Source organism: Algibacter sp. Ld11, assembly GCF_045066735.1.
Classification (GTDB): domain Bacteria; phylum Bacteroidota; class Bacteroidia; order Flavobacteriales; family Flavobacteriaceae; genus Algibacter.
Window position 1 is genome coordinate 94,576 of the sequence record NZ_JBISHH010000002.1, and the last position, 26,085, is coordinate 120,660.

Sequence of the window (26,085 nt, forward strand, 5' to 3'; positions counted from 1 at the left end):
AGTGTCATGAAAAATATAACATTCCTCTTTTTAATAGCATTTTGTTTTTGCTTTACTAATTGCACTGAAAGCAAAGATGAAGGTGTAACATTAGAATCCGGATTCCAAAATCCACCAAACCAAGCTAAAGCAAGAACCTGGTGGCATTGGATAAGTGGTAACGTTTCTAAATCTGGCATAACCAAAGATTTAGAAGCCATGAAACAAGTGGGCATTCAGGAAGCGCAATTATTTAACGTGCATTTAGGATTTCCAAAAGGGCCAGTAAAATATTTAAGCGAGGAGTGGCTAGATTTATTCAAATTTTCGGCAGAAGAAGCCAAACGTTTAGGATTAGAATTGTCATTTCATAATAGTGCGGGTTGGTCGTCTAGTGGAGGGCCTTGGGTTACTCCCGAAAACGCAATGCAAACGGTGGTTTTTAGTAAAATTGAAGTTAAAGGCAATCAAAATTTTAAGGGTAAATTACCACAGCCAAAAACGAAATTCAACTATTATAAAGACATTGCTGTTTTGGCTTTTCCAAAACCAAAAGAAACTCAAAAAATTGATGGCTTAGATTATAAAATATTATCAGAACGTATTCGAAATCATTTATTACCAGACACTAAAAATATTTCCGAGAATGCTGTTATTTCAAAAGAAGCGGTAATCAATTTGTCAGAAAAAGTTTCTAATGATGGGGTTTTAGATTGGATTGTCCCAAAAGGAGATTGGATTGTTTTACGATTTGGACACACACCAATTGGAACAACAAACCGGCCTGCACCTGCGGAAGCCAAAGGATTGGAAGTTGATAAAATGAGTAAAACAGCCGTTGATGCCTATTGGAAAGGTGGTGTACAACCCATAATTGATAAGTTAGGCGATTTAGTAGGAACTACTGTAAATAATTGTTTAATTGATAGTTATGAAGTAGAAACAACTAACTGGACAGCTGGTTTTGAAAAACAATTCGAGAATTTAAGAGGCTACAATTTAACGTCATACTTACCAACCTTAGCGGGGTATTATGTGGAAAGTGGCGAAATATCAGAGCGTTTTTTGTGGGATTTTAGAAGAACTATTGGCGATTTAATCGCGGAGAATTATTACGCACATTTCGCAGAGTTATGTCATAAAAACAACTTGAAATTTTCTGTAGAACCGTATTGGGGCCCTTTTGATAATATGCAAGTCGGCGCCACTGGAGATATTGTTATGTGTGAGTTTTGGAGTGGGGGTTATCCGTTTTTTGATTCCTCTAAATTCGTATCTTCTATTGCGCATTTAAATGGTAGTGCTATTGTTGGTGCAGAATCTTTTACAGGAATTGGTGGTTGGGACGAGCATCCTGCACAGTTAAAATCGATAGGCGATAGAGCTTGGGCAGAAGGTATTACAAGATTTATTTTCCATACCTATGTACATCAACCTTGGGATGTGGCTCCCGGTTTGGAATTGAGTTATCACGGTACAGATTTTAACCGATTAAATACCTGGTGGTTGCAGGGAAAAGCCTATATGGATTATATAGCTCGCTCGCAATATTTGTTGCAACAGGGAAAAAATGTAGCTGATGTTTTAGTATTTACTGGAGAATCATCACCAAATACCGCATTTTTAAAGCCAGAAATTAAACAAATGGGTTTTGATTATGATTTGATCGGGGCTAATAAATTGAAAGATCTAACTGTTAAAGATGGAATAATTTACTCTTCAGTTGGAAATACTTATAAAGTGTTGGTATTGCCAGAATCCGATTTCATAAAACCTGAAACCTTAAAAAAAGCAAAGGAATTGGTTGCTGGTGGTGCAAAAGTAATTGGAAAGAAGCCTTCGCAATCGCCAAGTTTAACGAATTACCCCAATGCTGATGAAGTTGTTAAAACTTATGTTGATGAATTATGGGAATCTGGATTGGTAAAAGACATTTCTATTGAAGCTGTTTTAAGCGAGCAAACACCAGATTTCAAAATAGAAAGTAGCGATAAAACAGATTTGAGTTTCATCCATAGAAAAACAGATAATGCCGATATATATTTTATCGCCAATGCTAGAAAAGAAGCCAGAGAAATTATAGCACGTTTTCGAGTTTCAGGAAGACAACCAGAACTCTGGAATTCAGAAAGGGGAACCACAAAAGACTTGGTGGTATTTAATGAAAATGGAGATGGAACAACAACAGTTCCTTTGCAATTAGGCATGGAAGAATCGGTTTTCATTGTCTTTCAGAAGGATTCAAATTCTAATTATATCGTTTCGGCTTCAGCAGAATTAGAGCCTTTAGAACCAGAACCGCTTTCCAATTTAGAAATTGTAAAAGCCGAATACGGAACATTTCTGCAAGAAGGTTTAATCGATCTTACAGACCAAGTAAATAATGCCATAAAAGGTGGAAAACTAGACTTTAAAATGTCTCGTGCGTTTTGCGATTGCGATCCTGCCATGGGCTACAAAAAAGAGTTTAGAATGGAATATCAAATTGGTGATACCAAACATCAAATTTATGCTGAAGAGCGAGAACATATTGCTATTGATGCCGGAAATAAAACGCTAAAAGTGTTAAAGGCTGTCTTCGGAAAATTTAAAGAAGAAACCAAAGGCATTCCTCAAAATTATAAAACCTTTGAGGTTACTGATAAAATTAAAGATTTAGTTTCAAACAATACGTTTGATATTTTAGTTTCTAATGAATTGATAAATAATAAAATTCCGGAAGGTGATAAAACAGCCTTAAAAATTACATACAAAACAGATGGTGAAGAGCGCACAATGTTTATTCCTCGAGGTCAAATTTTAAAACTATCAAAAGACACACCAAAATCTAAGTTCATTTATAAAGGGAATGATATCAATTGGGTAACTCCATATCCAGGTAAAATAACTTTTGAAGATGCTTCTGGAGAAACAAAAAGAGCTAAAGTAACTTCATTACCAACTCCTATTGATTTATCAAATTTATGGGAAGTTGAATTTCCCGTAGCTTCAGATAAAAATATAAATGAAACGTTTAACGCGTTAATATCTTGGTCAAATCATAAAGATAAACGTATTCAACACTTTGCAGGAATAGCAACTTATATTAAAGAATTTGAACTTAAAGAAGACTTGTTAGAAGTAGATAAAAGTTTAGAATTAGATTTAGGAAGTGTTGCTGTTATTGCAGAAGTAATCATCAATGGAAAAAAAGTAAGTACTTTATGGAAATCACCTTTTAGAACCAATATTGATGGTTTTGTAAAAAAAGGCAAAAATATCTTAGAGGTTAAAGTGACCAATTTATGGCCAAACAAATTAATTGGCGATGAAAGTTTGCCTTTAGATTTTGAACGTAAAGGAGATAAAATAAAAAAATTACCAGACTGGTTACTAAATGATACCAAACGACCAAGTAAACGAACCACGTTTCCATCTTGGAAACATTGGAGTAAAGATGATGAGTTATTAACTTCTGGATTATTGGGGCCAGTTAAAATAAGAATTTTTAAAGAATTAAACCTTGAATTATAATGAGTAAAAAATTGATATTTAGTTTGGTATGCTTGTGTGTTTTAATATGCAGTTGTAATTCTAAAAAGAAAGCAGCGTTAACAGAAGTTAACAAAGGTACACAGGTAGACTATTTTGCAGATAATGGTTATGGAAATGCTGTTGCTATTGTGCAACATCCTTCTGGAGTCTATCACAAGGGAATCACATATGTGGCTTATCAAGGAACATTGGAAGACCCGTATGTAGTGTCTTATAATCACAAAACCAAAGAATGGAAAGGCCCTTTTAAAGCGGGAGTTAGTGAAATGGGTAAAGACCCGAATCGTAAAAAGAAAATAGACAATCATGGCAAACCAGCACTTCTAATTGATGATGCGGGTTATATTCATATTGCATTTGGTGGACATGGAGGAAGACCATCAGATGGGAAAAATCCTTTAGGGAACCATCACTATGGAAAAAACCAACATGCTGTTTCTAAAAACCCTTTGGATATTTCGTCATGGGAAACACGAGATAATATTTCATTATTTGGTACTTATAGCCAGTTTGTAAAAATGAATAATGGAGATATCTATTTATTTTATCGCCATGGAGCGCATAGAAGCGACTGGGTATATCAAAAATCAACCGACAATGGTGTAACTTTTGCCGAACCTGTTTCATTTTTAAAGCATAAACGGCTACAACATATTGAAGCAGAAGACTCTTGGTATCCTTGGGTTGGTAAAGGAAATGGAGATGATATTATTGTAGCATTTGATTATCATATTTGTAGAGATAACAAGAACGCTCAAGATATACGAGGGCATATTCCAGAAAGGCACAATTTGTATTACATGCTTTTTAATACTAAAACCGGACAATGGAAAAATGTTAAAAACGAACTTTTAGATATGCCCTTAACCAAAGAAGTAGCAGATGAAAAAACCTTGGTAACAAATACAGGAACAGATTGGACATTTCAGTCGATAGCCGACGTAGATCAAAGTGGAAATCCGCATGTTTGTATCCTAGTTGGCCCAGATATAGGTGAGAAACGTAGCGGTTCAAAGCGATTACAACATTTTAGATGGGATGGACAAGAGTGGTTACAAAGCAAGAATGTAAATCTTCCTAGAGGAAATGGAGATTTAGAAGTAAAATCTGCAACAGAAATAAGTATTTACTTAGAGAGTGAAGTCAATAATGATGTTGGAGAAATTGCTAGATGGGATAGTTTTGATGGTGGTGATACTTTTAAAAAGAAAAAGATTTTTTTACAAAGAAAAAATTCTGGTTTTGTTATTTCATCTCTTATAGAAAATCCACATCCAGACGCTAGAATTATTGTAGGGGAAAAAGTAAAAGGAACAGATTTTAGAAAAATGTATTTGTTGGGCGATAATGGACCTATTAAAAGGGATGATAAAGAAGCATCAGTTTTAAATGATAAAAATAATAAACCAAATTAACTAAAAATGAAAGTAATAAGAAAGGCTAGTTTTGTGTTTTTAGCACTTTGTTTGTTGGTTTCCTGTGGGAGTAAATCGAAGAGTGAAGCAACTAAAAACGACGAAAAGGAACAAAAAGAAAATACCCAAGCACCAAATGTGGTATTCATTCTTTCTGACGATCAATCTTGGACCGATTATGGTTTTATGGGCGATGAAAATATAGAAACCCCAAGAATAGATCAATTTGTAAAAGAGAGTTTAACTTTTACCCGTGGGTATGTGCCAACACCTTTATGTTCACCTTCTTTAGCTACAATTATTACAGGTTTGTATCCAAAAGATCATGGTGTTTTAGGAAATGATAAAGTTTATGAACGTGGTAATATCCGTGGAAAAGAAAGGGCAGAAGCCTATAAACCAATTATTACAGCTTTTGAAAAACAAACCACACTGCCAGATTTATTAAAAGAAAAGGGCTATCTATCGTTTCAAACTGGAAAATGGTGGCATGGTAACCATAAAGTAGGCGGTTTTGATTATGGTATGACACATGGCGACCCTAAACGTGGTGGTCGTCATGGCGATTACGGATTAGAAATTGGAAGAAAAGGCTTAGATACCCTAAATAGTTATGTGGATTTAGCTCTTAAACAAAAGAAGCCATTCTTTTTATGGTATGCACCATTTTTACCTCATAGACCGCACAATCCTCCAGCTAGATTATATGAAAAATATAAAAAGAAAACAGACTCAGAACACTTAGCAAAATATTGGGCCATGTGCGAGTGGTTTGATGAAACTTGTGGTGAATTGTTCGATTTGTTTGAAGATAAAGGATTAACAGAGAACACTTTATTTGTTTATGTATGCGATAATGGTTGGGCGCAAAACCCAGAAAAAAGCGGTTACCTTAAACACTCAAAACGAGCCCCTTTTGATATGGGAATCCGAACACCAATAATGTATAAATGGAAAGGTAAAATTACGCCTAAATTGGATACTAAAACAATTACAAGTAGTATCGATATGGTGCCTACAGTACTTGATATTTTAGGAATTGAAAAACCTCAAAACCTACCAGGACTTAGCGTTTTAGATACAAAAGCATTAAATGAACGAAAAGGTGTTTTCGGAGAAGTATATGCACATGATTTTGATACTATTGAAAATAGCATGTATTACAATATGGCCATTTTTCCTCCATATAAAATTATTGTTCCAGATCCCGTAAGAAAGAAAGATGAAGTGGTGCAATTATTTAATATAGATGAAGACCCATTTGAGAAACATAATTTGGCGACCTCACATCCTGAAATAGTAAAAGAATTAAAACAAAAAATTAATGCTTTTAGAGCTATATAGAAAATTATGAAATATAGAAAGTTATTATTTTTAGTTTCATTGGCTTTTTTTTCATGTAAAAATGAAAAAACTGAAGTCGTAAATGAAGAAGCTACTAAACCCAATGTGTTATTTATTGCTATTGATGATTTAAATAACATGATTGGACCTATCGATAATTTTATAAATGTAAAAACACCAAATTTTGATAGGCTTGCAGATATGGGAGTTACTTTTACAAATGCTCATGTACAAGCGCCCTTATGTGGGCCATCAAGAGCTTCGATAATGACGGGTTTACGACCATCGACCACAGGTATTTATGGCATGACACCCGATAATTCAATTCGCAGACCTGGTAATGATGCCACTAAGGATATTACCTTTTTGCCAGAGTATTTTGAGCAAAATGGCTATTATACCATGGGTATAGGGAAATTATTCCATATCCACGCACCAGATAGCGTGTTTAATGAATCTGGAGGTCGCGTAAAAGGTTTTGGTCCCTATCCAAAAGAACGAATTGTTTGGGATGGTTTTGGAACTTCAAAATCTAAAAAAGGAAAATACGGACGCACAAGTACCGACTGGGGAGCTTTTCCAGAAAATGATACGTTAATGCCAGATCATCATTCTGTAGATTGGACGATTGAGCGTTTAAATAGAAAATACGACAAACCTTTCTTTTTAGGCTTAGGTTTTTTACGTGTTCATGTACCGTTATATGTGCCACAAAAATGGTTTGACTTGCATCCTTTGGATAGTATTAAAACACCTCCTTATTTAGCCGATGATTTAAAAGATATTCCAAATGTAGGTTTACAAATAAATGATTTACCAATGATGCCATCTACAGAATGGGCTATTGAAAGTGGCGAATGGAAAAAAATTGTCCAAGCCTATTTAGCTTGTCTGAGTTATGTAGATTATGAATTGGGGCGCGTTCTTGACGCTCTAGAAAATAGTGAATATGCCGATAATACAATTGTTGTTTTATGGTCCGATCATGGCTACCGATTAGGAGAAAAAGGCACTTTTGCAAAACATGCACTTTGGGAAACCGCTACAAAAGCGCCACTAATATTTGCAGGACCTCAATTACCAAAAGGCAAGAAAATTGACGCGCCTGTTGAAATGTTAACAATGTACCCAACTTTATTAGAACTGGCTAATCTTCCTGCTTATAATAGAAATGAAGGAAAAAGTTTGGTGTCTATGATGACACAAGATAAGGGTATAAAAGAGGCCTATGCACTTACTACCTATGGTATGAACAACCATGCTGTTAGAACAAATGAATACAGATATATTCAGTATGAAGATGGAACAGAAGAATTCTATGACCATAATATAGACCCTAATGAGTGGCATAATGAAGCGGCTAACCCAAAGTATAAAGCTCAAATAGAGAACATGAAAAAGCTTTTACCGAAAGTAAATTCTAAATGGGATGAGAGTTCTAACTATACATTTCAACCTTATTTTGTAGAGCAAAAAGCAAGGGTAAACGGAGAAGAAAATAAGTAAAAGTTATTGGTTATGATAGGTGAGGATTTTAATATTACGAAAAGTAGAATATATTTAAAAATAGCAATAGGCTTAACTCTTATTGGGTTAACAAATTGTGGGAACAGTAATAAGACTTTAAATAAAGTACAAAAGGCTATTGATAAACCAAACATCATTTTCTATCTAGCCGACGATCAAGATGTTTATGACTACGGTTGTTACGGCAATAAAAAAGTAAATACTTCTGCCGTAGATAGGTTGGCCAAAGAAGGTATGCTATTTACTAATGCCTTTACTGCTCAAGCCATTTGTGCCCCAAGTAGGTCGCAGTTATTTACGGGTAAATATCCACTTAAAAATGGATGTTTTGCTAACCATACAGCTACAAAACCCAATATTAAAAGCGTTACTGCTAGAATGAAGCAATTAGGGTATGAGGTGGTTTTAGCAGGAAAAAGTCACGTAAAACCATCAAGTGTTTACCAGTGGGATAGAGAATGGCAACCGGTTCCTAAAAAGGGGGTGCCTAGAGACTATATTCCGTTAGATAGTATTGAAGCTTATTTTAAAACTTCAAATAAACCATTTTGTATGTTTATTACATCAAAATACCCACACGCTAAATATTTTGAAGTAGAACATGCCAATAAAGAGGATATTAAGTGGTATCCTTTTAACTCCGATAAAAAAGACAATAAAGATTTTGTAAATAAAAAAGCAGGTTATTATAAAAGTATAGAGGAAGATAACAACCAAATAGAGCATGTTTTGAAATATGTTGATGATTATTTAGGCGACAATACACTATTTATTTACAGTGCAGACCATGGAGTTTCAGGCAAATTTACAGTTAAAGATATTGGTTTAAAAGTACCCTTCGTAGCTCGTTGGCCAAAAGTAATTAAACCAGGAACAACCTCTAGCCAGCTCATACATTATACCGATGTGCTACCCACATTTATGGACATAGCAGGAGGAAAGGCTACGGATGATATGGATGGTAAAAGCTTTCTATCGCTTTTAAAAGGTGAAGATATACAAATTAATGAGTATGTCTATGGAGTAAGAACCAACCAGAATATTTTAAATTCCGAAGTATTTCCATCAAGAATGATTCGCAACAAACGTTACAAATACATCAGGAATTTTAATGCTTTAGAAGTTGTAAAACAAAACTTAACAGGAAAACCACAAGTCGATTATTTTATAAAAAGAGGTGCCACAGCATTTAAAAAAGAACCTTTTGAAGCATTATACGATTTACAAAACGACCCTTTTGAGCAACATAATTTAGCTAAAAACCCGGAGCTTAATTCTATGAAGGAAAACTTAAAAAAAGCCATGTTTAGCTGGATGAAATCTCAAGGCGATATTTTAAATAAAACTATAGGAAATATGCCTATCATAACACCTAAAGGCAATAAAGGATTTAAATTAGACCAAGATACACCAACCCGAACCATTCCAGATGCTGTTAAAAACACCTTGAAAAAAGGTGATTATATAGTTATTGAGCATTGGTAAAAATCATTTCAAAATGAATAAAATATTTTTATATCTGTTAAGTTTGGTACTGGTTTTTACGTCCTGTAAAGACAAGGATGAAACCTCTGAAAACAGCCCGTTTAAAACACCAAAAAACATTTTGTTTATAGCGGTTGACGATTTAAGACCCGAACTAAACTTTTACGGTGCAAACCATATTAAATCGCCAAATCTAGATCAATTATCTCAAGAGAGTTTAGTATTCAATAGAGCTTATTGCAATATACCTGTTTGCGGAGCTTCTAGGGCAAGTTTGCTTACAGGAACAAGACCCACAAGGCATCGGTTTATAGATTATAATACACGAGCAGATACCGATGTGCCTCATGCCATATCTTTACCAAAATTATTAAAGCAAAACGGTTATACAACTATTTCTAATGGAAAGATTTTTCATCATAATGACGACGATAGTTTGGCTTGGGATAAAAGGTGGTTTCCAAAGGGAAATATTCGAAACTATCAGTTGGAAAAAAACATTATAGAAAATGGTAATGCAAATTTGGCTATGGGAGGTGCTAGCGCTTTTGAAAAAGCCGATGTTGATGATAACTCATATTTTGATGGACAAATAGCCCAAAAAGGAATAGCCGATTTGCGTAAATTAAAGAACAAAAACAAACCTTTTTTTCTAGCTATGGGGTTTATGAAACCGCATTTGCCTTTTAACGCGCCCAAAAGGTATTGGGATTTATATAATAGAAATGAAATAGAACTTCCTGAATCTTATATGCAACCAGAATCCACACCAGCAGAGGCGTTTAATAATTTTGGCGAATTGCGTAATTATGGAAACATTCCTAGAAAAGGAAAAATTCCTGATAGTTTAGCCAAAGAACTTATTCATGGGTATTATGCTTGTGTAAGTTATGTGGATGCTCAAATTGGATTGGTGTTAGATGAATTAAAACGGTTAGAATTAGATGATGATACCATTGTAATTTTATGGGGAGACCACGGGTGGAATTTAGGCGACCATAAATTATGGTGTAAACACGTAAGCTTTGAAACCGCATTAAGAGCGCCTTTAATCATTAAGGTTCCCGGAAAACCAAGGGGAGAATCTACAAATGCCATTATAGAGTTTATAGATATTTACCCAACTTTAACAGAGTTAGTTGGTTTGGAAATGCCTGCTACGGTTGAAGGTACTAGTTTTGTGCCAATCATTAATGGAAAGACTTTTCAAAAAGACTGGGCTGTGAGTAAATTTAAAGACGCCGTAGCCTTAATAAAAGGCGATTTGTTTTACACAGAATGGACAGATGACCAAGGAGTTGCTTATGCTCGTATGTTATTCGACCATAAAATCGATCCTTTAGAACTAGATAATTTGGCTGAAAAACCAGAATATAAAGAATTAGTTAAATCGCTTGCTGTAGAATTAAGATTAAATTGGGGTAAGGATTTCTTAAATAATAATTCATATTAAAGTTGCCTTTTACAAACGTTTTCAATGAAAGATGATAAATAATTATTATAACGATTCTCTCTCAATTAAATTAAAAGGAACTTTTAGTTTTTCTTTCTTTTTATTTAAAATAATATGTGCTGCAGTTTCGCCCATTACTTTAAAATCTGTTGATATAACAGTAATGCCTAAAAGTTCTTTTAAGTCGGTATCGTTATAAGAAATAATTCCTATGTCCGAGCCTAATTTATATTCATCTTCTCTAACTTGTCTTACCAAATTAACCAAATCAGTTTCTTCAATAGTAATAAATAAATCGCCTTTTTTTAAGATCATATCATCATAAATCTTGTCTAAGATCTCAAAATCTAGTTTGTGCTCTACGCAAAATTTTCTAAAACCATGTAAAATTCTTCTTGGATAGGGGTAAACGGACTTGTCTGGGTATACCAAAACAACTTTTTTGTACTTTTTTATTTTAGCAAGCCCTTCAGTTAAAGCATTGTAAATGTCATTTTCAAAATCTTGATAGATTTCCCCTAAAACACCATCTAAAACAGGTTTAACATTATCTAAAATAATTAATTTTTCTCGCTGAATTTTTTTAATAGACTCTATTACTTTATCGGTAAAACTAACGTGCTTTAAATCTTCCGTTTTAAAATGTGGCATAATAACAAAGTAATCATAAGCCGATTTGTTTTTATCTAATAAGTTTAAAAACAAGGTTTCATCGCAATGGTAAATTTGTAAATCTACAAGCGAATTACCCCCAATATTGTTTAAAAAGTGATTGTAAGTTTTTAGTTTGTAGGAACTTAATTTATTTACCAGAAAAAGAATGTTAACTTTAGAAATAAGCGTGGTACGTGATATGTAATACCCTTTACCTCTAATAGGTGTAATAATATTTCGCTCTTTTAATATGCTGTATGCCTTTTCAATGGTATCTCTTGAAAGGTAAAACTCTTCACTAAACATGTTAATAGAAGGGATTTTTTGATCCATAGTGAAGTTTCCAACAGAAATATTATGAATTATAGAATCTATAATTTGTTGGTATTTTGGTACTCTTGAATTTTCATCAATTTTTATATGTTTAATTAAGTCCATTTTTTAAGTCAAAAATTAATTAGTACAAAATCTAATATATTAATTTTTATTAGAGTTCAACGTTAAAATAAATATAACTTAATTATTTGTTTTATATTTAGTCATGAACGATTCGGCTTTTTCTACCATTTTTGTGCTTCCGCAAAAAATAGGAACTCTCTCGTGAAGTGCTGAAGGTTCAATATCCATGATTCTATTGAAACCATCCGTGGCTTTTCCGCCGGCTTGCTCGGTTAAAAAAGCTATAGGATTACATTCGTAAAGTAAACGCAATTTCCCTTTTGGCGCCTTGTAACTTGCAGGGTAAATGTAAATACCTCCTTTAATCATATTTCTATGAAAATCTGAAACCATAGAACCTATGTATCTAAACGTGTAGGGGCGGTCTTCTTCTTCAGCTTGACAGTATTTTATATAATCTTTAACTCCCTGTGGAAAATGAGCATAATTCCCTTCGTTTATAGAAAATATAGATCCGTTTTTGGGAAATTTCATGTCAGGATGAGATAAATAGAAGCTTCCAATAGCAGGATTTAAAGTAAAGCCATTAACGCCATGTCCTGTAGTATAAACAAGCATTGTAGAGGTGCCGTAAACAATATATCCTGCGGCTACTTGCTCACTACCTTTTTGTAAAAAATCTTCTTTTTTAACGGGCATACCAAGTGGTGTTACCCTTCTGTAAACGGAAAAAATGGTTCCTACAGATACGTTAACATCAATGTTAGACGAACCATCTAAGGGGTCCATTAATACAACATATTTATTATTATGCGCATTATATTTACCTTCTACCGTTATGAAATCTTCTTCTTCTTCACTAGCAATACCACATACAATTTCTCTATTTATAAGCGCAGATTTAAATACGTCATTTGCATAAATATCCAGTTTTTGTTGATCTTCTCCTTGTATATTAGTTTCGCCAGCAGCTCCTAGAATATCTACTAGTCCTGCTTTATTAACTTCATGATTTACAATTTTAGCGGCTAATCTTATAGAGTTAATAATCCGAGAAAGCTCACCAGAAGAATATTTAAAATGCTTTTGGTTATCAATAATAAATTCGCCTAAAGTACTGTGGTTTTTATCCATGTTTAATTCTAAATTATTTTGTGCTTAAGATTATGAAATAACTATATTATATTAATCGGACCAAAATTATGTTTATAAGGAGCTAATAGAATCCTGCGGTATCCTGTCGGTTGGTTTGTACACAATATTACTTAAACTAGAATTCATCGGTTTATAATTATAATACGGCTGTTTTTATGGTATTAGTTGATTGTTTTTTAGTATTTTAAGTGTGTGTTAAATCCTTTTTTTAAGAATAAATATATCATTACATAACACTACAGGATACAAAAGTTTATTTTGAATTATATTTTTGGTTTATTATTTATTTTAACATCTATTATGAAGGAAATTACAAAAAGTTTTAAGTACGTAGATTATCTATGGGATAATGACAAAGCAGATAGCTTAGGCGATAATCAAGTTGAATTATTTTTATATCGCTCAAATATATTAGGTGCGGATTTAAGAATTACTAATTACGGTGGTGGAAATACCAGTTGTAAAACAATTGAAACAGACCCATTAACTAACGAAGAGGTTGAGGTTATGTGGGTAAAAGGTTCTGGTGGAGATATTGGAACACTTACTAGATCTGGTATTGCAGGTTTGTACACAAAACGATTAAGAGACTTAAAAAATGTTTACCAAGGTTTACACGATGAAGATAGAATGGTTGGCCTTTTTAACCATTGTATTTACGACTTAAATAGTAAAGCGCCTTCAATAGATACACCTTTGCATGGGTTATTACCTTTTGCTCATATAGATCATTTACATCCAGATGCATTAATAGCAGTTGCTGCGGCTAAGGATAGTGAGCAAGTTACTAAAGAAATCTGGGGAGATACCATGGGGTGGGTGCCTTGGCAAAAACCAGGATTCGATTTAGGCTTGCAATTAGAAAAATGTTTAGCAGATAATCCTGGCATTAGAGGTATAGTTTTAGGTAGTCATGGATTATTTACTTGGGGAGATACTTCATATGAATGTTATATGAATAGTTTAGAAGTCATTGAAATGGCTTCAGAATATATTGAGAAAAAATTAAAAGAGCAAGGTGAAGTTTTTGGAGGACAAAAAGTAGAGAGCTTACCAAAAGATGCGCGTTTAGAAAAAGCAGCTCAGCTTATGCCATTGTTAAGAGGTTTATGTTCTTCTGAAAATAGAATGATTGGGCATTTTTCGGACACCGATGTTGTTATGCAATATATAAACAGTAACGATTTAGAAAGATTAGCGCCTATGGGAACGTCTTGTCCAGATCACTTTTTAAGAACAAAAATTCAACCTTTAGTATTAGAGTTAGATAAAAATGAAGATTTATCGGATGCCGATACCATCTTAAAAAAGTTAGAACCAGCATTTGAAGCATATCGTCAAGAATATGTAGATTATTATAATACTTGTAAAAAAGATAACAGTCCTGCAATACGTGATTCAAATCCAGTAATTATTATTTACCCAGGAGTTGGTATGTTTAGTTTTGCAAAAAACAAACAAACTACCCGTGTTGCAAGTGAATTCTATATTAATGCGATTAACGTAATGCGCGGTGCAGAAGCTATTACGTCTTATACCTCTTTACCAAGACAAGAAGCTTTTGATATTGAATATTGGTTATTAGAAGAAGCTAAATTGCAGCGTATGCCAAAAGAATTGCCATTATCTAGAAAAGTAGCTCTAGTTACAGGTGCAGGTGGTGGTATTGGTAAAGCAATTGCCGATAAATTAGCTGCTCAAGGTGCCAATGTAGTTCTTACAGATATTAATGAAGAAGCACTTGTTGAGGCAAATGGAACTTATAAAAGAGATGTTTCTACCTACGCTGTTTGCGATGTAACAAATACCGAATCTATTGCAAGTGCATATAAAAACGCAGTTGTTGAGTTTGGAGGCGTAGATATTATTGTTCATAGTGCTGGATTAGCGATTTCAAAACCTTTGGAAGATACTACAGATAAAGATTGGAATATTTTACAAAACATTTTAGTTAAAGGTCAGTTTGATTTGGCTAAGCAATTTGCAGCTATTGTCCGTAAACAAGGACTTGGAGGCGATTATATTGCTATTGCAAGTAAAAATGGGTTAGTTGCAGGACCAAATAACGTGGCATATGGAACTGCTAAAGCAGCGCAACAACACATGGTACGTCTATTGGCAGCAGAATTAGCTAAAGATAAAGTAAGAGTAAATACAGTAAATCCAGATGGGGTAATTGTAGGAAGTAAAATATGGGAAGGTGCTTGGGCAGAAGGAAGAGCTAAGGCAAATGGAATTACTGTTGAAGAATTACCAGCATTTTATGCAAAAAGAAATTTATTACATGAAATAATAACACCTGATGATATAGCAAACGGTGTATTCTCTTTTGTGGGAATACTAGATAAATCAACTGGAAATATTATAAATGTTGACGGAGGTATGGCTAATGCCTTTGTAAGATAAAGTTGTTATCGAAGTTAGTTTAGTTTAGTAAAAGATGGCCTCCATAGATATTATGGTTTATGGAGGTTTCTTTTCTTTTTTTTAGAAATTTGAATCATGAAAATACAAAAAGAACACATATTAGATTATAATAAATCGGGATTAGAAAATCATAATGAAAATTTTGATTTCTTAGCTAATAAACTGAGTAAAAAAGGACATAATGTTCAAGATATTGTATCTAGATTAGCAGATTTTCAAGTAGCCATACCAAGTTGGGCATTGGGTGCAGGAGGAACACGTTTTGGACGATTTTCCTTTTTTGGAGAGCCATCTAGCTTGGAACAAAAAATAGAAGATGTCGGTGTTTTGCATAGCTTAACGCAAACCGCGGGTGCAGTATCGTTGCATATTCCTTGGGATATCCCCTCAGATTATAATGCCATTAAAGAAAAAGCAGATGCGCTAAATATAAAGTTTGATGCAGTAAACTCAAACACATTTCAAGATCAAAAAGACGCCGCAGAAACTTATAAATACGGTTCTTTAAGTAATACAAGTCAGGCAGTTAGGGAACAAGCTATTCAGCACAATTTAGATGTAATTAAAATTGGAGATAAATTAGGGTCTAAGGCTCTAACGGTTTGGTTAGCAGATGGATCTTGTTTTCCTGGTCAAAATAATTTTCAAACAGCTTTTCAAAATACGCAAGACAGCTTAATCGATATTTATAAAGGAATACCAGAAGATTGGAAATTGCTTATAGAGTATAAACCATACGAACCTAATTTTTACAGTACCGTTATTCAAGATTGGGGAGCGTCGTTAATGTTAGCAAATGGTTGTGGTGATAAGGCCTTTACTTTGGTCGATTTAGGACATCACTTACCAAATAGTAACATTGAGCAAATTGTTTCTATTTTACAATTAAAAGGAAAACTAGGAGGTTTTCATTTTAATGATAGTAAGTATGGAGATGACGATTTAACCGTAGGTAGCATTAAGCCATATGCGTTATTTTTAATATTTAACGAATTGGTTTATGGTATGGCAAACAATCCACAAAACCCAGATTTAGCGTGGATGATTGATGCTAGCCATAATGTAAAAGATCCTCTAGAAGATTTAATTCAATCGCTTGAAGCCATTCAAGAGGCTTATGCAAAAGCTTTATTAATAGATCAAGCAGCGTTAAAAGCAGCTCAATTAGATAACGATGTTGTAAAATGTCAAGAGATTTTACAAGGAGCGTATAGAACAGATGTAAGACCGCTTTTAGAAAAAGCACGATTAAGTAGAGGTGGTGTAATTAGTCCTATTGACGCTTACAGATCATTAGATGTTAGAGGGCAGCTAATTAAAGAAAGAGGTAAAAACACTGTAGCTACTGGTCTTTAAATTTTTAGCTATGAAACAAAAAGTAACTGCTGTTTTTGATATAGGGAAAACAAATAAAAAGTTTTTTCTTTTCGATAAAGATTTTAAAGAAGTTCATAAAGAATATATTTCTTTTGACGAAATTAAAGATGAAGATGGGCATCCAACAGAAAATCTCCCCGCTTTAAAAAAATGGTTAAAAGATGTTTTTAATCGTATTTTAGAAAAGAAAGAGTTTAATGTTAAAGCCATTAATTTTTCAACATACGGGGCTAGTTTTGTTCATATAGATCAAAATGGACAGCCCTTAACACCTCTTTATAATTACACAAAACCTTTACCGGCAGAAATAGTAACTTCTTTTTTTAAAGAGTATGGACCAAAAGAAGAGTTTCTTAAAACTACAGGCTGTTCAGATTTAAGTATGCTCAATTCTGGGTTGCAGTTATATTGGTTAAAAAAAGCAAAACCAGAAGTATTCAAAAACATTAAATATTCTTTACACTTACCACAATATTTAAGTCATGTTTTTACAGGAATTGCTTTAAGTGAATATACTAGTATAGGTTGTCATACAGCGCTTTGGGACTACAGTAAAAAAGATTATCATAACTGGGTCTACCAAGAGGGTATAGATAAAATATTACCACCTATAGTTTCTACAGAAACAAGTATTAATATGAATTATAATGGTAATCGTATTAAAATAGGGGTAGGTATTCACGACAGTTCAGCGGCTTTACTGCCTTACGTTCGTAGCATCAAGAAAAAGTTTGTTTTAATTTCTACAGGAACTTGGAGTATATCCTTTAATCCTTTTACAGAAAACCCTATTACAACCGAAATAAATGATAGCGATGTTATCAACTACATGCGTATTAATGGCAAACCAGTGAAGGCATCTCGGCTGTTTTTGGGAAACGAGTATAAGCTTCAAGTTGAAAAACTTAATAATAAGTTTGGAGTTAATGATGATTTTCACCGTAATGTAAAGTTTGATTATGATATTTATTTGGAAATCATGAAAGATTTTAAACATTGTTTTAAATGGGAAGGGTTGATCGATCCGGATATGCCTAGTAAAACAGACTTTCATTATACAAAATATGAGCATGCTTATCACCAATTAATGACTGAATTGGTTCTACTTCAAATAAAATGTATCAAAAAAGCTGTTGGAACTGATGAAATATACGGGTTATATGTTGATGGCGGCTTTAGTGATAATGATTTATTTATTAAACTTTTATCTCACAATTTTAGAGATAAAAAATTAAGAACTACAAATGCGTCTTTAGGTTCTGCATTAGGTGCGGCAATTTCCATTTCAGACACTCAACTTAACTCTAAGTTTCTTAAAAAAAATTATGCACTAAAAAAGCATGTACCATTTATTATTAATGGATAAAACTTATTTAAAAAATAAAAAAATAACAATATCCGGAATAGTTTGTTATGGTAAACTATTTCTCGAAAACCTAAGCAAATGTCAAAAAACAAAAATTTAGTTCACCCAAGAGATCAAATCACCAAAATAATAAGTAGAATATATAAAAGAGGGATGACCACAACATCTGGTGGGAATATTTCTATTATTGATGATGAAGGGAATATTTGGGTTACGCCATCTGCTATCGATAAAGGCTCTTTAAGAGCATCAGATATTATTTGCGTAAAAAAAGATGGAACTATTGTTGGTAAACATAAACCATCATCTGAGTTTCCGTTCCATAAAGCTATATATGAGGCAAGGCCAGATATTAAATCTGTAATTCATGCACACCCACCAGCACTAGTATCGTTTAGTATCGTGCGCCAAATTCCTAATACAAATATCATTTCTCAAGCTAAACATATTTGTGGGCCAATAGGTTACGCTAAATATAGATTGCCAGGAAGTGATGATTTAGGAGATGTTATAGCCGATGAGTTTAAAAAAGGATATAAGGCAATTATCATGGAAAACCATGGTACTGTATTGGGAGGTAGCGATTTAACCGATGCTTACGAGCGTTTTGAAGCTTTAGAGTTTTGTGCTAGCACCATACTTTATGGATCTCAAATTGGTACTCCAAAATATCTTACCGATGCTCAAATTGATGAGTTTGAAGCACAAGCAACAGGTGTTTTACCAGAAATGGAAGCAACAAGTTATTCAGCCGACGAACTTGAAAAGCGTTTAGAGATTTGTAAAATAGTACAACGTTCTTGCCAACAAGATTTAATGATAAGTTCTTACGGTACAGTATCTATGCGATGGAAAGATAACGACTTTCTTATTACACCTACCGGGAAAAATAGATGGGATATCGATTTAGATGACATTGTTCAAATAAAAGATGGTAAACGAGAAACAGGAAAAACTCCTAGTAGAGCAACATGGATTCATCAAGAAATTTATAATAGAAACCCAGATGTTAACTCTATTATTATGACGCAATCACCGTATTTAATGGCTTTTGGGGTTACAGGAGAATATCTTAACGTAAGAACAATACCTGAGAGTTGGATATTTTTACAAGACATAAACTTTGTTGAATACGGTAATCATTTTAGAAAAAATAATAATTCTGAAATCGTTGATAATTGCCCAACAGCATTAATTATAGAAAATGATTCAGTAATTATAACAGGCGATAAGTTATTACAAACGTTTGATTATTTAGAGGTAGCCGAGTTTAGTGCAAAATCAATTGTTTTAGGCCATTCACTTGATGAGATGGTACCAATAAATGATGAGCAAGTTGAAGATTTAAGGAAAAAGTTTTTAACATAAAAATATGGAAATAAGTTTCGATACGCGATATCCATCAATAGATGATTTAAGAGCTAAAGCTCAAAAAAAAATCCCAAAGTTTGCTTTTGAATATTTAGATGGAGGGTGTAATGAAGATGTAAATTTAATAAGAAATACATCTGAATTGCGAGAAGTACAACTTAAACCAAATTATTTAAGGAAGCATCATGGTTCATCATTAAAAACTAATCTTTTTGGTATTGAATATGATGCGCCTTTTGGTATTGCACCAGTAGGTTTACAAGGGCTAATGTGGCCAAACTCGCCTGAGATTTTAGCAAAGGCAGCTTTTAATCATAATATTCCTTTTATATTAAGTACTGTAACCACAACAAGTATAGAACGTGCGGCAGAATTAACAGAAGGTAAAGCCTGGTTTCAATTATATCATCCTACAGAAGACAAGTTAAGAGACGATATAATAAATAGAGCAGCTGCAGCAGAATGTCCAGTTTTAGTTATTTTATGTGATGTTCCAAGTTTTGGATTTAGGCCAAGAGATATTAGAAATGGTTTAGCTATGCCTCCAAAAATGAATTTAAGTAATATTTTACAAGCCTTTGGGAGGCCACATTGGAGCTTACAAACCTTAAAACATGGCATTCCTAATTTCGCCAATTTATTACCTTATATGCCTAAAAATTTAGATTTAAAGCAATTAGGGAAATTCATGGACCAAACATTCTCAGGAAGATTAAATGAGGAAAAAATTAAACCAATTCGAGACATGTGGAAGGGGAAGTTGGTTTTAAAAGGAGTCGCTTCGGAATATGATGCAGAACTAGCTATTAAGTTAGGGCTTGATGGTATTATAGTTTCCAATCATGGTGGGCGTCAATTAGATGCTGGACAATCTACGATTAAACCTTTATCTACAATTGCCAAAAAATATGGTAATCAAATTGAAGTTATGATGGATAGTGGTGTGCGATCAGGTCCAGATGTGGCAAGGGCTATGGCTAGCGGAGCTAAATTTACATTTATGGGGCGCTCTTTTATGTATGGAGTATCTGCACTTGGTAAAAAAGGAGGTAATCATACCATATCATTATTAAAAACAGAATTGCAACAAGTAATGGAGCAATTATGTTGTGAAAACACTAGTGATTTTCCTAATCATTTAGTTTAATATGTTAAGTATTATTAATTAAAAGAATTAAAAAAACTATTATGAAGCATTATAAACAATTTATTAATGGAGAATTTGTAGACTCTAAAGCCACATCGGTTATTGAGATATTGAACCCTTGTACAGAAGAAATTATTAGTACTATTTCTACAGGAACAGTAGAAGATGCTAACAATGCCTTAGAAGCAGCACAAGCAGCACAACCAGCATGGGAGGCTTTACCGGCGATACAAAGAGCGGCATTTTTACATAAAATGGCTGACGTTATTAGAGAAAACCGTGTGTTTTTGGCAGAAACTTTATCTAAAGAACAAGCTAAAGTTATTGGTTTAGCACAAGTTGAAATTGATGTAACTGCAGATTATTTTGATTATAATGCAGGTTGGGCACGAAGAATTGAAGGAGAAATTATTCAAAGTGATCGTGAAAAAGAACATATTTATTTACACAAAGTGCCAATTGGAGTTGCTGTTGGTATTTGCCCTTGGAATTTCCCGTTTTTTGTTATGGCACGTAAAGTTGCAGCATCTTTAATTACTGGAAATACCTGCGTAATAAAGCCAAGTTCTGAAGCGCCAAATACCATTATGGAATTTGCAGATTTTATTCAAAAAATAAATTTACCAAATGGTGTTTTAAACTTTGTTTGCGGTAACGGCAGAACGGTTGGAAATGCACTTTCTAAAAGTCCTATTACTGGTATTATTAGTTTAACTGGTAGTGTTGGTGCGGGACAAAAAGTAATTAGTGCTGCTGCTGAAAATATAACAAAAGTATCTTTAGAATTAGGAGGTAAAGCTCCGGCAATAGTTTGTGCAGATGCTAATTTAGATTTAGCCATTAACTCTATCGTATCTTCAAAGGTTATTTTTAGCGGACAAGTTTGTAATTGTGCAGAACGCGTATATGTTGAGGATAGTATTTACGATGAATTTGTAGATAAGTTAACCAAGAAGATGAGCCAAGTAACTATTGAGGATGCCTTAACAGGAACTAATGCCGATATGAGTAGTTTGGTTTCCAAAGATCAATTAGATAAAATTACCGAAATGGTAGAGTTCGCTAAAAAAGAAGGGGCAGAAGTTTTAGTAGGAGGTAAGCGCCCTGAAAAATTTGATAGCGGTTATTATTACGAACCAACTTTATTAACTAATGTTTCTCAGGAAATGGAAATTATTCAGGAAGAAGTTTTTGGACCAGTACTTCCAGTTATGAAATTTGGTACATTAGATGAAGCCATAGCACTATCTAATGATTGCCAGTTCGGATTAACATCATCAATATTTTCAGAAAACTATAATAACATTATGCGTGCTACAAATGGTTTGCATTTTGGTGAAACTTATGTGAACAGAGAGCATTTTGAAGCTATTCAAGGATTTCATGCCGGATGGAAAAAATCTGGAGTAGGTGGAGCAGATGGTAAACATGGTATGGAAGAGTATTTACATACACGTGTTGTTTACGCCAAATACTATTAAAAAATAATTAGCAGATAGTACAGGATAGAATTGTTCTTATCTGTTTATATTTTTGAGAATAAGATTTTTTAAACTTAAAGCTGATCATTATTTTACCCAATAGTGTTCAACTAAAATATTTATAATACAACAACTAAATGAGCCAAGTAAGTATTGAACAAGAGGTAATTGAAGAAGTTGCAGGCGGAGAGTTCGAAAGAACACCTGTACCAAACTCTAAATTAAAAGGTTGGAAAAGTTTCATAGGAATGTATGCCGGCGAACATGCTGCGGGTACCGAGTTTATGATTGGGCCTCTTTTTTTAACTGCTGGTGTTAGTGCTTTCGATTTAATTATTGGTTTATTAATAGGTAATTTATTAGCGGTTTTAAGCTGGCGTTTTTTAACAGCAGAAATAGCAGTAAAAAATAGATTAACGCTATACTATCAATTAGAAAAAATTTGTGGAAAAAAATTAGTTACTGGCTATAATTTAGCAAACGGTATTTTGTTTTGCTTCTTAGCAGGCTCTATGATAACAGTGTCTGCAACTGCAGTAGGTATTCCATTTGATATGCCTATGCCAAAATTAGACGATACCTTACCAAATGGTATGACTTGGATAATTATTGTAATTGCAATAGGTGCAGTAATCTCATTGATTGCAGCACGTGGTTACGATATGGTTACCAAAGCAGCCAATTGGATGTCGCCTATTATTGTTCTGGCTTTTGTGGTTGCAGGAATTGTAGCATTAAGTCAGCTAGGTGTGGATAGCTTTACAAAGTTTTGGGATATTTGGGGCGAAGGAGGAGAGCCTTTTCCAGGGCAAACAAAATTTACCTTTTGGCATGTCGTTATTTGGTCTTGGTTTGCTAATGGGGCGATGCATATTGGTATGTCTGATTTATCGGTATTCCGATTTGCTAAACAAGCAAAAGCAGGATGGGCTACGGCAGCAGGAATGTATGTTGGTCATTACATGGCGTGGATAGCGGCGGCTTTATTATATGCTGTTTACTTGAAATCTCCAGAAGCACAAGCATTTTTAAGTGTGGGCGATGCACCTCCCGTAGCTCCAGGGCCTATGGCTTATAATGCTATTGGCGTTTTCGGTATTATTGCTGTAGTATTGGCTGGTTGGACAACCGCAAACCCAACAATTTATAGAGCAGGACTAGCTTTTCAGGCTATTTTACCTAAATTATCAACTGCCAAGGTTACTATATTAGCAGGCGCTGTGGCTACAATTGCTGGTTTATTTCCAGCTTTTGCAATGAAATTATTAGGTTTTGTGGCTTTATATGGTTTTATTTTAGCACCATTTGGAGCGGTAATTGTATTTGAGCATTTTTTCTATAAGAAAGCTGGCATCATAAAAAACTATGCAGAAATTGCAAATCTCTCGTTTAACAAATCCGTGTTTTGGGCGTGGGCTATTAGTTTCGGGGTATTTTACTTTATATCGGTTCAATTTGATGTGTTTTTATCCTTTGTAACACTTCCAGCTTGGTTATTATGCGGTATTTTGTTTTTGGTGTTTAGTAGATATTTTCAAAAGATAACTTAGTTTCTTTAAACTGATTCTATAAGTTTTATAAGGTATAATTTGAAGCAATATGTTGATACATATTGCTTTTTATATTTTAACCCTGTTTCCACACATTCGATTTGGAATATTCTATTCAAATTTTAGATGTTATATTTTATTGATCAGTTTTAAAAACTATGGGATATAATTACTTTATAAATAATTAAGGAATAACTTGTAATTTTAAAACAGAATATCTCTATCAATATCGGTACAAAGATAAACTCGCAAAATATTATCATCAAAAGACTACGGCATAAAGCCAACCCTTCGCCCACAACTCATTTATTCCCTTTCCTTTTGAGCAGAAATTTTGTCTTCCGTTTGGGTTCTGCAAAAATATTGTTTAATCTAAAATATAAGTATTATGACAACAAAAGCGAGTACTGGAATCAAAAACGGAGAGGCAACAGCCACCATGAAAAATGAAGTCAAGAAAAAATTGACTCAAAGCGCCATTGGACTTCAAGTTCAAGAACTAAGTATCGGAAGGATTATTCCTGACCCAATGCAACCAAGAAAAACCTTTAACGAGGAAGCACTCAAACAACTGTCTGAAAGCATCGAAGAACACGGTGTACTACAACCAATAACAGTTCGAAAATCTGGAAAAGATTATGTCATCGTAATGGGAGAGCGTAGGTATCGTGCAAGCAAATTGGCGAAAAAGAAAACAATTCCGAGTATCGTAAGAGCATTTGATAATAATGATGTTCTGGAAGTTCAAATTATCGAAAATCTGCAAAGACAAGATGTTGAGCCAACCGAAGAAGCTGAAGCAATTGCGTACCTAAGCGACAAATATGCACCATCAGAGATATCAAAGCGATTGGGAAGAACAGAGAACTTTGTAAGACAACGTTTGAAATTAGCAGGTCTAATAGAAGGATTTAAAGCCTTTGTTCGCAATGGAGAAATGACGATTTCGTTAGGAACAGCTGTTGCACTTTACGAGCCAGAGGAACAGCAAATGATGCTGGAAACAATGGGCGAAGAATTTAATGCCCTTTAAATTAATCAGATGATTAAAAACCAGACCTACGATTTGGCGAAAGCACCTTTTGATGTGGTCGATGAAAAATTGATTACTAAAGTAGGAGCATGTACAACATGTCCATTCAACGCAGCAAATCAAGGTAATTTGTTCGGCGATGGTAAAATGGTTTGAACAAAATCAGCCTGTTATGAAACGAAGAAAAGTAAGTCGTTTTTGAACTTGATTGATAAATCAAAGACAGAGAATGTGTTGTTGATTCCTGAAATTCGAAAGTATTGGGCTGATGATGAAAGTAACCAGCTGATTATATCGCAATTGGAAAAAAAAGGATTGAAAGTTTACCTTCTGGATGATGTTGAAATAATTGAAGAACCAATTAAACCTACAATGGAAATAATTAAGACAGAATATCAACACTACGACTATTCTGAAGATGAGCTAAAAACTGAATTTGAAGAAGCGGTTGATAATTACAAGGAAGAGTTGGAAACATATAATTCCGCAAAAGAAAATGGATTTGTAAATGGCGTTATGTTTCATCCAAAAACGTATGTTCACAAAAAAGTCTTTGTGAAAGTTATTGAAAATTCAAAAACTGAAACAACTTCATATTCTGAACCAATGGCCAATAGAAAAATGGCAGATTGTACACCAGAAGAACAAATCGTTAAAATTAACGAAAGGGAAATCCGTAAGAGACATATTGAGAATAACAAGCAATTTGAGTACATGGTTCAGATGATTCGAGAAACCGATTATATTCACAAAAAGAAAGCACTTTCGGTAGATGAAATGGTGGCTTTCTCATTAACCTTATTTGAAAACAATGTGGACTATGTAGGTCGACAAAAACACTTTTCAAAATTATTGGGCAACACATCTAAGATGACTGATGTAGAAGCTGTCGAGCATTTTAAAAAGAATTTCAAAAAGGAAATCTTCTATAAGTTGATTCGGTATATCCTTACCAAGCAAGTCCATTTTGGCGAAAGTAATCACGTTAATAACTTGACGAATATTTCATTTTACAATGCCATGCAAGGGTATTACAAAACCAAAATTGCCAATATTGAAAAGGAATATACAGAAGAGAGAAGCAAGCGTGAAACACGTTTAAAAGAGGGAATAGCAGTTCTTGAAAAACAAATTCAAGAACTCAACGATTAGCTTTTGTTGTTGGAAGTAAGGGTCAGCATTCGTGCTGGCTCTTATTTTTTTGTTCAAACTACTTTGAAAAATGGTGGTACTATGAGGGATAATATTCAATCAATAGTAGTGCAAAGATAAACTCGCAAAATATTCTCATCAAAAGACTACGACATAAAGCCAACGCTTCGCCAACACCTCATTTATTTCATTTCCTTTTGAGCAGAAATTATTGTCTTACGTTTTGGTACTGCTCA

18 protein-coding genes are annotated in these 26,085 nt (G+C 33.9%); 16 read left to right on the forward strand and 2 right to left on the reverse strand.

From position 1 onward, the window contains the following. Nucleotides 1–6: 6 nt before the first annotated feature. The 6 genes from ACJJV4_RS00245 to ACJJV4_RS00270 are packed head-to-tail and all read left to right on the forward strand — an operon-like array spanning nucleotide 7 to nucleotide 10,737. Nucleotides 7–3,492 carry a glycosyl hydrolase gene (locus ACJJV4_RS00245; protein WP_405290931.1) on the forward strand — a complete coding sequence of 1,162 codons (3,486 nt, stop codon included), beginning with the start codon at nucleotides 7–9 and terminating at the stop codon, nucleotides 3,490–3,492. Next, nucleotides 3,492–4,928, forward strand: coding sequence for a BNR-4 repeat-containing protein (locus tag ACJJV4_RS00250; protein WP_405290933.1), 1,437 nt, complete (start codon nucleotides 3,492–3,494; stop codon nucleotides 4,926–4,928). The genes ACJJV4_RS00245 and ACJJV4_RS00250 overlap by 1 nt, the downstream gene beginning before the upstream one ends. A 6-nt stretch (nucleotides 4,929–4,934) precedes the next feature. Then, entirely contained in the window at nucleotides 4,935–6,272 is a 1,338-nt protein-coding gene (locus ACJJV4_RS00255; protein WP_405290935.1) for a sulfatase-like hydrolase/transferase, read from the forward strand. Nucleotides 6,273–6,278: 6 nt separating this feature from the next. Next, nucleotides 6,279–7,778, forward strand: a complete 1,500-nt coding sequence (locus tag ACJJV4_RS00260) for a sulfatase (protein ID WP_405290937.1) — start codon at nucleotides 6,279–6,281, stop codon at nucleotides 7,776–7,778. 12 nt (nucleotides 7,779–7,790) lie between these two features. Then, the gene (locus ACJJV4_RS00265; RefSeq protein WP_405290939.1) at nucleotides 7,791–9,284 is read left to right on the forward strand and encodes a sulfatase; all 1,494 of its coding nucleotides are present in this window, start codon (nucleotides 7,791–7,793) and stop codon (nucleotides 9,282–9,284) included. Between the two features lie 13 nt (nucleotides 9,285–9,297). Next, a complete protein-coding gene (locus tag ACJJV4_RS00270) occupies nucleotides 9,298–10,737 on the forward strand; it encodes a sulfatase (RefSeq protein ID WP_405290941.1) in 1,440 nt (479 codons plus the stop codon). A 45-nt stretch (nucleotides 10,738–10,782) separates the two neighbouring features. On the opposite strand, the gene ACJJV4_RS00275 is transcribed toward ACJJV4_RS00270, so the two are convergent. Together ACJJV4_RS00275 and fbp are read right to left on the reverse strand one after the other, a co-directional pair. Beyond that, entirely contained in the window at nucleotides 10,783–11,829 is a 1,047-nt protein-coding gene (locus ACJJV4_RS00275) for a GntR family transcriptional regulator (protein ID WP_405290943.1), read from the reverse strand. A gap of 78 nt (nucleotides 11,830–11,907) precedes the next feature. Then, nucleotides 11,908–12,924 (reverse strand): class 1 fructose-bisphosphatase, encoded by a 1,017-nt coding sequence (gene fbp, locus ACJJV4_RS00280; protein ID WP_405290945.1) that lies wholly within the window; start codon nucleotides 12,922–12,924, stop codon nucleotides 11,908–11,910. A gap of 321 nt (nucleotides 12,925–13,245) precedes the next feature. On the opposite strand from fbp, the gene ACJJV4_RS00285 reads away from it, so the two are divergent. The 10 genes from ACJJV4_RS00285 to ACJJV4_RS00330 all read left to right on the forward strand — a co-directional run bounded on the left by ACJJV4_RS00285 (nucleotide 13,246) and on the right by ACJJV4_RS00330 (nucleotide 25,849). Then, nucleotides 13,246–15,351: a bifunctional aldolase/short-chain dehydrogenase gene (locus ACJJV4_RS00285; protein WP_405290947.1), complete on the forward strand. Its 2,106-nt coding sequence runs from the start codon at nucleotides 13,246–13,248 to the stop codon at nucleotides 15,349–15,351. Nucleotides 15,352–15,447: 96 nt separating this feature from the next. Next, complete coding sequence (locus tag ACJJV4_RS00290) at nucleotides 15,448–16,728, forward strand: sugar isomerase (RefSeq protein WP_405290949.1); 1,281 nt, start codon at nucleotides 15,448–15,450, stop codon at nucleotides 16,726–16,728. 10 nt (nucleotides 16,729–16,738) lie between these two features. Next, nucleotides 16,739–18,115, forward strand: a complete 1,377-nt coding sequence (locus ACJJV4_RS00295) for an FGGY-family carbohydrate kinase (RefSeq protein WP_405290951.1) — start codon at nucleotides 16,739–16,741, stop codon at nucleotides 18,113–18,115. A 78-nt stretch (nucleotides 18,116–18,193) separates the two neighbouring features. After that, a complete protein-coding gene (locus ACJJV4_RS00300) occupies nucleotides 18,194–19,483 on the forward strand; it encodes a class II aldolase/adducin family protein (RefSeq protein WP_405290953.1) in 1,290 nt (429 codons plus the stop codon). A gap of 4 nt (nucleotides 19,484–19,487) precedes the next feature. Further along, nucleotides 19,488–20,633: an alpha-hydroxy-acid oxidizing protein gene (locus ACJJV4_RS00305; protein WP_405290955.1), complete on the forward strand. Its 1,146-nt coding sequence runs from the start codon at nucleotides 19,488–19,490 to the stop codon at nucleotides 20,631–20,633. Between the two features lie 41 nt (nucleotides 20,634–20,674). Continuing rightward, nucleotides 20,675–22,114: an aldehyde dehydrogenase gene (gene aldA / locus ACJJV4_RS00310; protein ID WP_405290957.1), complete on the forward strand. Its 1,440-nt coding sequence runs from the start codon at nucleotides 20,675–20,677 to the stop codon at nucleotides 22,112–22,114. Nucleotides 22,115–22,251: 137 nt separating this feature from the next. Continuing rightward, nucleotides 22,252–23,664 (forward strand): purine-cytosine permease family protein, encoded by a 1,413-nt coding sequence (locus ACJJV4_RS00315; protein WP_405290959.1) that lies wholly within the window; start codon nucleotides 22,252–22,254, stop codon nucleotides 23,662–23,664. A gap of 388 nt (nucleotides 23,665–24,052) precedes the next feature. Beyond that, nucleotides 24,053–24,697, forward strand: coding sequence for a ParB/RepB/Spo0J family partition protein (locus tag ACJJV4_RS00320; protein ID WP_405290961.1), 645 nt, complete (start codon nucleotides 24,053–24,055; stop codon nucleotides 24,695–24,697). A gap of 9 nt (nucleotides 24,698–24,706) precedes the next feature. Beyond that, nucleotides 24,707–24,853, forward strand: a complete 147-nt coding sequence (locus tag ACJJV4_RS00325) for a hypothetical protein (protein ID WP_405290963.1) — start codon at nucleotides 24,707–24,709, stop codon at nucleotides 24,851–24,853. Nucleotides 24,854–24,901: 48 nt separating this feature from the next. Next, nucleotides 24,902–25,849, forward strand: coding sequence for a hypothetical protein (locus ACJJV4_RS00330; RefSeq protein ID WP_405290965.1), 948 nt, complete (start codon nucleotides 24,902–24,904; stop codon nucleotides 25,847–25,849). The last annotated feature ends 236 nt before the right edge of the window (nucleotides 25,850–26,085 follow it).